Raw genomic sequence first — 7,287 nt, 5'->3', positions numbered from 1 at the left:
CAGTGTGGTCGCCGAGGGCCTGCTTGGTTTTGCGATGCGCCTCGCCGCTTTGGGACGAATGCGCCTCGTCGATGATGACGGCGAACGTACGGCCGGAGGTATCGGTCTGATTGTAGATGTACGGGAACTTCTGGATGGTGGAGATGATGATGCGGGAACCGGCATTGACGGCGTCGCGAAGCCCTGCAGAATCCTTGGCGATGGCGACCATGCCCCGAGGGTGCGGCATGTTCATGATGGTGCCCTGCAGCTGTTCGTCAAGTACCACACGGTCCACCAGCACGATCACCGAATTGAAGAACGAACTGCCGTCACTCTGCGTCAGGGATGCGAGATGATAGGCGAGCCAGCCAATCGAATACGACTTGCCGGAACCGGCCGAATGCTGGATGAGATAGTTATGCCCCGGCCCCTGCTCCTGTGTGGCCTTGATCAGTCTGCGAACCGCGCGCAGCTGATGGTAGCGGGGGAAGATCATCGCCTTCATTGCGGAACGCACCTTACGTGTGATCTTCTTGCCGTTCTTGTCTTTCTCGTGGTAGGTGATCTGCACGAACCGTTCGACGATGTCCAGCAGAGAATCCGGCGTGAGTACTTCCTCCCACAGGTAGGATGTGCCGAACTTGCCCGGTTCCGCTGGGGGATTGCCGCCGCCGGCCTTGCCGTTGCCCCGGTTGGAGGGCACGAACTTGGTTTCCTTGCCGTTGAGCCATGTGGTCATGAACACGTCGTCCGCATCGACTGCGAAGTGCACGAGCGACCTAAGATCGGGCTGGAAGATCTGCTCCTTCGGGTTGCGGTCGGTCATGTACTGTTTGATGGCGTTGCAGAACGTCTGTCCGGTCTGATGGTTCTTCAATTCGATGGTGACCAGCGGGAACCCGTTGACGAGCAGCACCACGTCGATGCGGTTGTTCAGATCGTCCTTCATCGTGCCGTAATGGAACTCTTCGGTGACTTGGAAGCGGTTCGCGTGATAATGCTCCACTGCGGTCTGGTTCAGATCGTTCTTCGGCTTGAAGTAGAGGAGCTTGAACTTGGCTCCCGGAGCCATCTCGATCTGATTGCGCAGCGCCCAGAGCAGGCCCTTGTCCGCGATGACCTGCTCGATGCGTTTGATGACCTGTTCGCCCCAACGCCCGCCGTACTGCCGTTCGACCTTGTCGACCTCCTTCGGCTGGGTGTCGGCGAGGAACTCCAGAAGGGTCGGCTCGTCGATAGCCGTCTCGCGATTGAAGTTCTGGTCCATCTGCGACTGCGGCACATAGGTGTAGCCTTGCTGCTCGAATCCGTCGATGACGTGGTTCTGGAACGTGCGCTCGCCCATGCTGCGGGTCGGTTTGACAGCCATGATTAGTCTTCTTTCACTCCGGGTACTTTGACTTTGCCGGTCACGCACTCACTGATGAGCGATGACCTATATTCCTTCAACCGGACAATTAGGGATTGCTTCTGGGCGATGAGGGAATCAAGCTCGTTCAGCTTGTGTTGCAGACAGTCGACGATTTCATGCTGTTCCTCAATCGGTGGTACAGGAATGCGCAAACCATGAATCAGAGGGAGTCCTATGGTCGGTATGGTCGATCCCATGCTAAGTCGATTGAGTTCTTGTTGCATGCTCTCGAATGTGTAGTAGAGATATTCGTTATATAACTTCGGTCCACAGATATAAGCCATAAAGTGCTGTGAGACGGCTAGTTCTGTAGCGGCAATGGCAGTGAGGCCGATAGAAGCATCACGAGATAGCAGAACCGTGCCCGGCGGCAGTAATTCTGCTGATGAGTGATTGATTCCCTCCATATTTGTCATCGTGTTACTTTCGCTGACATAATGATGCTTTCTTAAAGCTGGAGAGTCGGCAAGAGAAATCCAGACGATATCTCCATTTTGCCAGTATTCTTCCTTCTTTTTGTCGGGGGTATGACCGCTTTTTCTTGTGGCAAGATTGATGATTTTGGTGACAGTCCACTGCAGAGGAATGTCACCAATCCAGTTGATGCCGGAGTCCTTCATGGGCGCGTCGTGGTCAAGGCCTTTGGTGACGGCTTCGGAGATGACGGACTGACGGTACTCGTTCAACAGCTCAATCGACCGTTCGATATCCGCCATCGCCGCATCAATCGCCGCCGTCTTCTCATCCAGATAATTGGCGATGGCCTGCTGTTCTATTGCACTTGGATAAGGCAACGGAATAGTTTTGAAGTCCTGATATCGGATAGTTTTTCCTTGGCGAATACCGGATGTATTCGCATCAAGCATGGCGATATATTGCTTGCTTTTTAATAGGTACTTAAAGAATGCAATGCATTCGGTTTTTCTTGATCTAATGACCGTATATGCGGGAGTGATTTTCCCCTCATAACGTTCGTTGAACTCAATTCCACCTTGGAAGGATCTCAGACTAATGATTCCGTCGTTGACGCGAACTTTCTTGAATGAAGAAAGATCAGCGTCTTCGGCGTTTTGCACGACGGATTCCAGCATTCGCTTGGGAATAACGCCATCATTCTGTGTGGAAGATAGCACCTCGTCTGAGGAAATTCCTCTTTCTTTGGAATCGAGGAAAATGGCTCCGCTCATAATGGTCTTCCACCCTTCCGGAATCTCACCAATCCAATCGACGCCGGAATCCTTGTATTTACTGTATGTGAGCATGGTCATGATTCCTTGTTCTCCAGCAGCGCTCGCAAATCGTCAGAGGCTTCTGACGATTTATTCTCGGTCATGTCCATCACAACCCCACCTTCGCGAGACTGTCGGCGATGGATGCCTCCAGCGAGCGGATGTCATCGAGAATCGCCGCAGACGGGCGCAGCGGCGTGTACTCGTAGAAGTAGCGGGTGAACGGAATCTCGTAGCCCACCTTGTCCTTCTTCCGGTCCATCCACGCGTCGGGTGCGTACGGTTTCACCTCGCGTTCGAAATACTCGTCGATATCCTGCTTCAACGGAATGTTCTCGGTGTCGCGCAGCGAGGAATCCGGCTTCGGATTGCCTTTGCGGTCGGTCACGATATCGCCATGCTCGTCTCGCAGCGGACGCTCCACGGTCACGGTCGTGTATCCGAAGTCATCCACGTCGAAGGTCTTCGAGGTCTTCGTCTCCTCGAACGCGTTGTACTCCTGCACGATGGCGCGAATCTGCTCGCCGCTCAGCTCGTTGCGCTTCGAGCCCAAGGACTTGCGCATTTTAGTGAACACGCCGTTCGCGTTGATGAGCTGCACTTTGCGTCGCCGTTCCGTGGGCTTGTTGTTGTTCATCACCCAGATGTATGTGGCGATGCCCGTGTTATAGAAGAAATCGTTCGGCATCGCCACTATCGCTTCCACCAGGTCAAGATCATGCAGCAGCCATTTGCGGATGTCGCTTTCGCCGGAGCCGGCAGCGCCGGTAAACAGGGGAGAACCGTTCATGAACACGGCGATACGTCCGCCTCCATCTTTCACGGGGCGCATCTTCGAGACCATATGCTCGATGAACAGCAGCTGTCCGTCGCTCACACGAGGCAATCCGGCGCCGAACCGGCCCTTGAATCCCTCGTTCTTATATTCGGCCTCCACTATGCTTTTCGACTTCTTCCAATCCACGCCATATGGCGGATTCGAAACCTGATAGCCGAATTGCACATCAGGAAATGCGGGTTCGGTCAGCGTGTTGCCGAATGCGATATTCCTTGCATCACCGCCGCGCAGCAGCATGTCCGCTTTGCAAGTGGCGAACGTGGCCGCGTTCAGCTCCTGCCCATAGCAGAACACATCGGCGTTCGGGTAGTACTCGTTCACCCGGTCCTTGAAAATCGACAACGCGCCGCCCGTACCGGCACATGGGTCGTACACGTTCACTACCTTGCCGTCTTGGGACAAGTCGGCCGAAGCCCCCGAGATTAGCAGATCCACCGCCAGCTCCACGCCGTCGCGCGGACTGAAATGCTCGCCGGCCGTCTCGTTCGACATCTCGGAGAAGCGACGCAACAGGTTCTCATAGATGTTGCCCATCTCGACATCGCTCACTGTTTCCGGGCCAAGATCGACCGTGCAGAACTTGTCGACAATCTGAAATAGCAGATTGTTTGCCTGCAGAGAGTCGATTCGAGCGTAGAAATCGAATTTCTCGAACACGTCCAGCGCATCCGACGAGAAACCGCGCACATAGTCGCTCAGATTCTCCGCGATATTGCCTGGATCGGCGCGCAGCTTGTCCATCGTGTACTTGCTCGTGTTATAGAACGAGAAACCGGAAGTCTGCGTCAGCTTAATCTTGGCGAGATCATCCACCATGCCGGAGGTCATTTCCTTCGCCGCCAGCACCTGCTCCTTCGTGCCGGCCAGCACGCAATCAAGACGTCGCAGCACCGTGAACGGCAGGATGATATCGCCATACTCATGCTGTTTGTAGTCGCCGCGCAGCAGATCGGCCACAGCCCAGATAAACGAGACAATCGACTGATGGTTCATGAGTGTTCTTCCTTCGTCATTGATTCTTCCACATTACCAATCGCGGCACCGTATCGTGCGGCGTCCGCAACCATGCCGAGCAGTCGGCCAAGGGCTTCGGTCTGCATCTTGAATGCCAGGTGCGCTCTCGTAAGCGCCGCAATCCGATGCTGCTGTTCCAAGGGCAGCGCTGGCACCTCAAGGCGGGCGGGGCGCACATGGCGAATCGCGGAACCTTGCAGGAACACGGTGTTCCAGTTGCCCTCAAGCATCAGCGCCACATATTCGGAATCCCACTGCTGTTTGTCCACGCGAACGATGTTGACTCTACGATCCACTCGATGACCTCCGGTCGCGTCCACCATGGAACGAATCTCTCCGATTGCGGTCAGGAGGATATCGCCCGGTTCGGTGATGCGGTCATTGCTTTTTTCGTCTTGTGGGGTCGCAGCTTGCGGATCCGTGGATGGCAGGATGCCTTCGCGTACATGACGCAGGGTTATGATGCCATCGTCCGCTCCCTTCTCTCCCTGTACAATTGCGGAGCCGGCGCGTATCGTGGCGATATCGCCAAGCTGAAGCACGTTGGTGTCGCGGTAGTCCATTGGCTGGGAGGTGAATTCCTTGATGGCTTGCCCCGCTTCGAGAGCCTTTTCCGCAGATGATTCGATATCGTCGAGAGTCTTCTGATACATGCGGGCGATCTCCTTGGGATCGCGTTGCGCGTGGAGCAGCCAATCGGATGGCAGCAGCGAGACCTGCTCCATACCTAGGATGTCAATGGAACGCACTGTGCGCGTGACGATATGGAGATCCCGAAGCGCATTGGCTGCGAACGGGGTCGCCGCATGGGAGCGAGCGTTGCGGGCGAACCATTGCAGAGGAGCGCGCATCCATGAAGGAATCTCTCCTTCGCTTTCGTATATGCTGCTTCCATCGCCGACGCTGATCATAGTCACGGTGTCGCGGTTTTTGTCTGGTGCGGACAACACCCAGAGATAGGTGGGGATGCCCGTATCGATGTACAGGTGCGCAGGCAAGGCGATGATGGCCTCCACGCAGCCGGCTGCGATAAGGGCGCGTCTGATGGCGGATTCGCCGGGGCTGCATAACGGCTTGGCGGAAGTCACTACGAACGCGCGGCCGTTCTGGGCCAGATGGGCCAGCGCGTCCTCGACCCACATCATTGACGAATCAAATCTTGAAGGCAGCCCGTAGCGCCATCGAGCGTCCGCGTTGTCCGGATTGAAGCGCAAACCGAAAGGCGGTTCCAACATCACGACATCCGAGCGGACGAACGGGTATGGGTCTGTGGCGAGCGAATCGCCGACAACGATTTCGGCGGTGGCGTTGCAGATGTCGGCTAGTATGAATCGGCGGGCTGCGATCACGGCGCCTTCGGCGTCATTATCCGCGCAATGGAACGTGACTGCCGGGGTGCTGCGGCTGTGGTGGCTTTCGGCGGAGAATTCGTGGAAGCGCAGGCAATCCTCGAGGATTCCGCATGCAGAATCGTAAACGGATACATTCTCCTTGCCGCCGGGTATATGGGCGTCCAAGTGTGAGACGGCCATCTTTGCCAATAGGGCAGAAGCGGGCGAGTTCGGACGTCCGAGCGCGCCGTTCATGCGGCCTTGACGAATGATGCTCGTCTCCAGAATCAATGAGCACAGCCTGTCCGTCGTCTCCTTGCCCTTGGCCACGAGGGTGTCGACAAATGTCAGCAGTTCGGCCAATTTCGTCGATTCCAGTAGCTTCAGTTCCTTGGGTTCGGCCAAGGCGAGTGCGAGAGTGCTGTTTTTGCCGTTGTCTTCTTGGATTTTGGCGCTATGCTCGATCAATGAATGTGTGAGATTCCTGCACCGGGTGAGGATTTCATCTGCGGACGCAGTGCCGGTGGCGTTGAGCAGCGTACCCCAGTCGCTTTTTGCGGCGGTGGAATTCTGCGCTGTGGATGCCAGGCAAGCAGCCCACAGTAGTATGGAGGCCATGGTTACCGGATCGGACTTGCCTCGCCATTGGTCGAAAAACGACCATGCGGCCTGCTCTAGACGAGTGTCTTTGAAAGCGATGCCATTGGCCTTTAGCCATGTCGCCACTTCGTCGTAGTCGAAGAGCGGACGTCCGTCCCTGGATTCTACGGGCTGTGGGAAATGCTTGTTGTCGCGGCTTCGCCAATTCGATACCGCCGAAGGACGCACCTGAGCCATGCGGGCGATGTCCGCGGAGGTCAGCAAGTTGTCGGTCTCGAACGGCGTCTGCGTGGATGCTGCGTGTTCGTTTGCTGGCATTGTTCCACCTTCACAATCAATTGAATTGTGTACCATGTTCACAATTGAGTTTATGACAATCACAAGAGAGACACGCCGTAAATATGTGAATATGATTCACGAAAGATATGTCTTGTGGGTGCTGGTACTTGCGACAAGTTGGCAAAAGCAAGTGATTTCAAGTATGTATGACCTTCAGATAGCTACTGTCCCGTTATGGGGTCTCTGCAGTGCGTAATGCTTGGATTGGAATCCCTGTCTTGTCGGCGATAATCACGGTGAAGATCGAGACGTCCGCCATGATGCCCGCCATGATGCCCCTGAAAAAAGGCGGTATCTTGCAGTTGTGTGTACCGGTGGCTGGAGATCACGGGAATATGGGCGGTTCCCGCCATGCCATTGGCGTTGCATAATGGCGGAATTTCAACGATTGTAGGTTTGTTGCTTGGAGGTCTTATCGCCGTGTGCATGTCCGGTGGTACACACAACTGCAAGATATGCCTCAGAGAAAGCCCCAAGGCAGGCGCTTTGAGCTGGAATGAGTCTGACCGTTTTGCGGTCATATTGGTATTCGTGGATTCATCA

At 55.4% G+C, this 7,287-nt stretch carries 5 protein-coding genes; all 5 read right to left on the bottom strand.

Features of this window, described 5'->3' with window-relative positions; all coding sequences use genetic code 11:
* Positions 1-1,351, bottom strand: a 1,351-nt coding sequence (locus EHS19_RS10160) for a type I restriction endonuclease (RefSeq protein WP_175578429.1), incomplete at its 3' end; no start/stop codon positions are given.
* 2 nt (positions 1,352-1,353) lie between these two features.
* On the bottom strand, positions 1,354-2,661 hold the full coding sequence (locus tag EHS19_RS10155) for a restriction endonuclease subunit S (protein ID WP_151917647.1): 1,308 nt from the start codon (positions 2,659-2,661) through the stop codon (positions 1,354-1,356).
* 70 nt (positions 2,662-2,731) lie between these two features.
* Complete coding sequence (locus EHS19_RS10150; RefSeq protein WP_151917646.1) at positions 2,732-4,453, bottom strand: type I restriction-modification system subunit M; 1,722 nt, start codon at positions 4,451-4,453, stop codon at positions 2,732-2,734.
* Positions 4,450-6,723, bottom strand: a complete 2,274-nt coding sequence (locus EHS19_RS10145; RefSeq protein ID WP_175578428.1) for an N-6 DNA methylase — start codon at positions 6,721-6,723, stop codon at positions 4,450-4,452. Before EHS19_RS10145 ends, EHS19_RS10150 begins: the two co-directional genes overlap by 4 nt.
* 182 nt (positions 6,724-6,905) lie before the next feature.
* Positions 6,906-7,287: hypothetical protein (locus EHS19_RS11115; protein WP_206666360.1), on the bottom strand; the 382-nt coding region annotated here is incomplete at its 5' end.

Origin of the sequence: Bifidobacterium jacchi (assembly GCF_009078285.1) — a bacterium.
GTDB lineage: Bacteria > Actinomycetota > Actinomycetes > Actinomycetales > Bifidobacteriaceae > Bifidobacterium > Bifidobacterium jacchi.
Note: the sequence above shows the minus strand (reverse complement) of the source record. Positions and strands in the feature narration are given on the sequence as shown.

Excerpts from the sequence above, each read along its gene's own strand:
- EHS19_RS10155 (WP_151917647.1), bottom strand. The coding sequence starts at position 2,661 with ATGACCATGCTCACATACAGTAAATACAAGGATTCCGGCGTCGATTGG.
- EHS19_RS10150 (WP_151917646.1), bottom strand. The coding sequence starts at position 4,453 with ATGAACCATCAGTCGATTGTCTCGTTTATCTGGGCTGTGGCCGATCTG.
- EHS19_RS10145 (WP_175578428.1), bottom strand. The coding sequence starts at position 6,723 with ATGCCAGCAAACGAACACGCAGCATCCACGCAGACGCCGTTCGAGACC.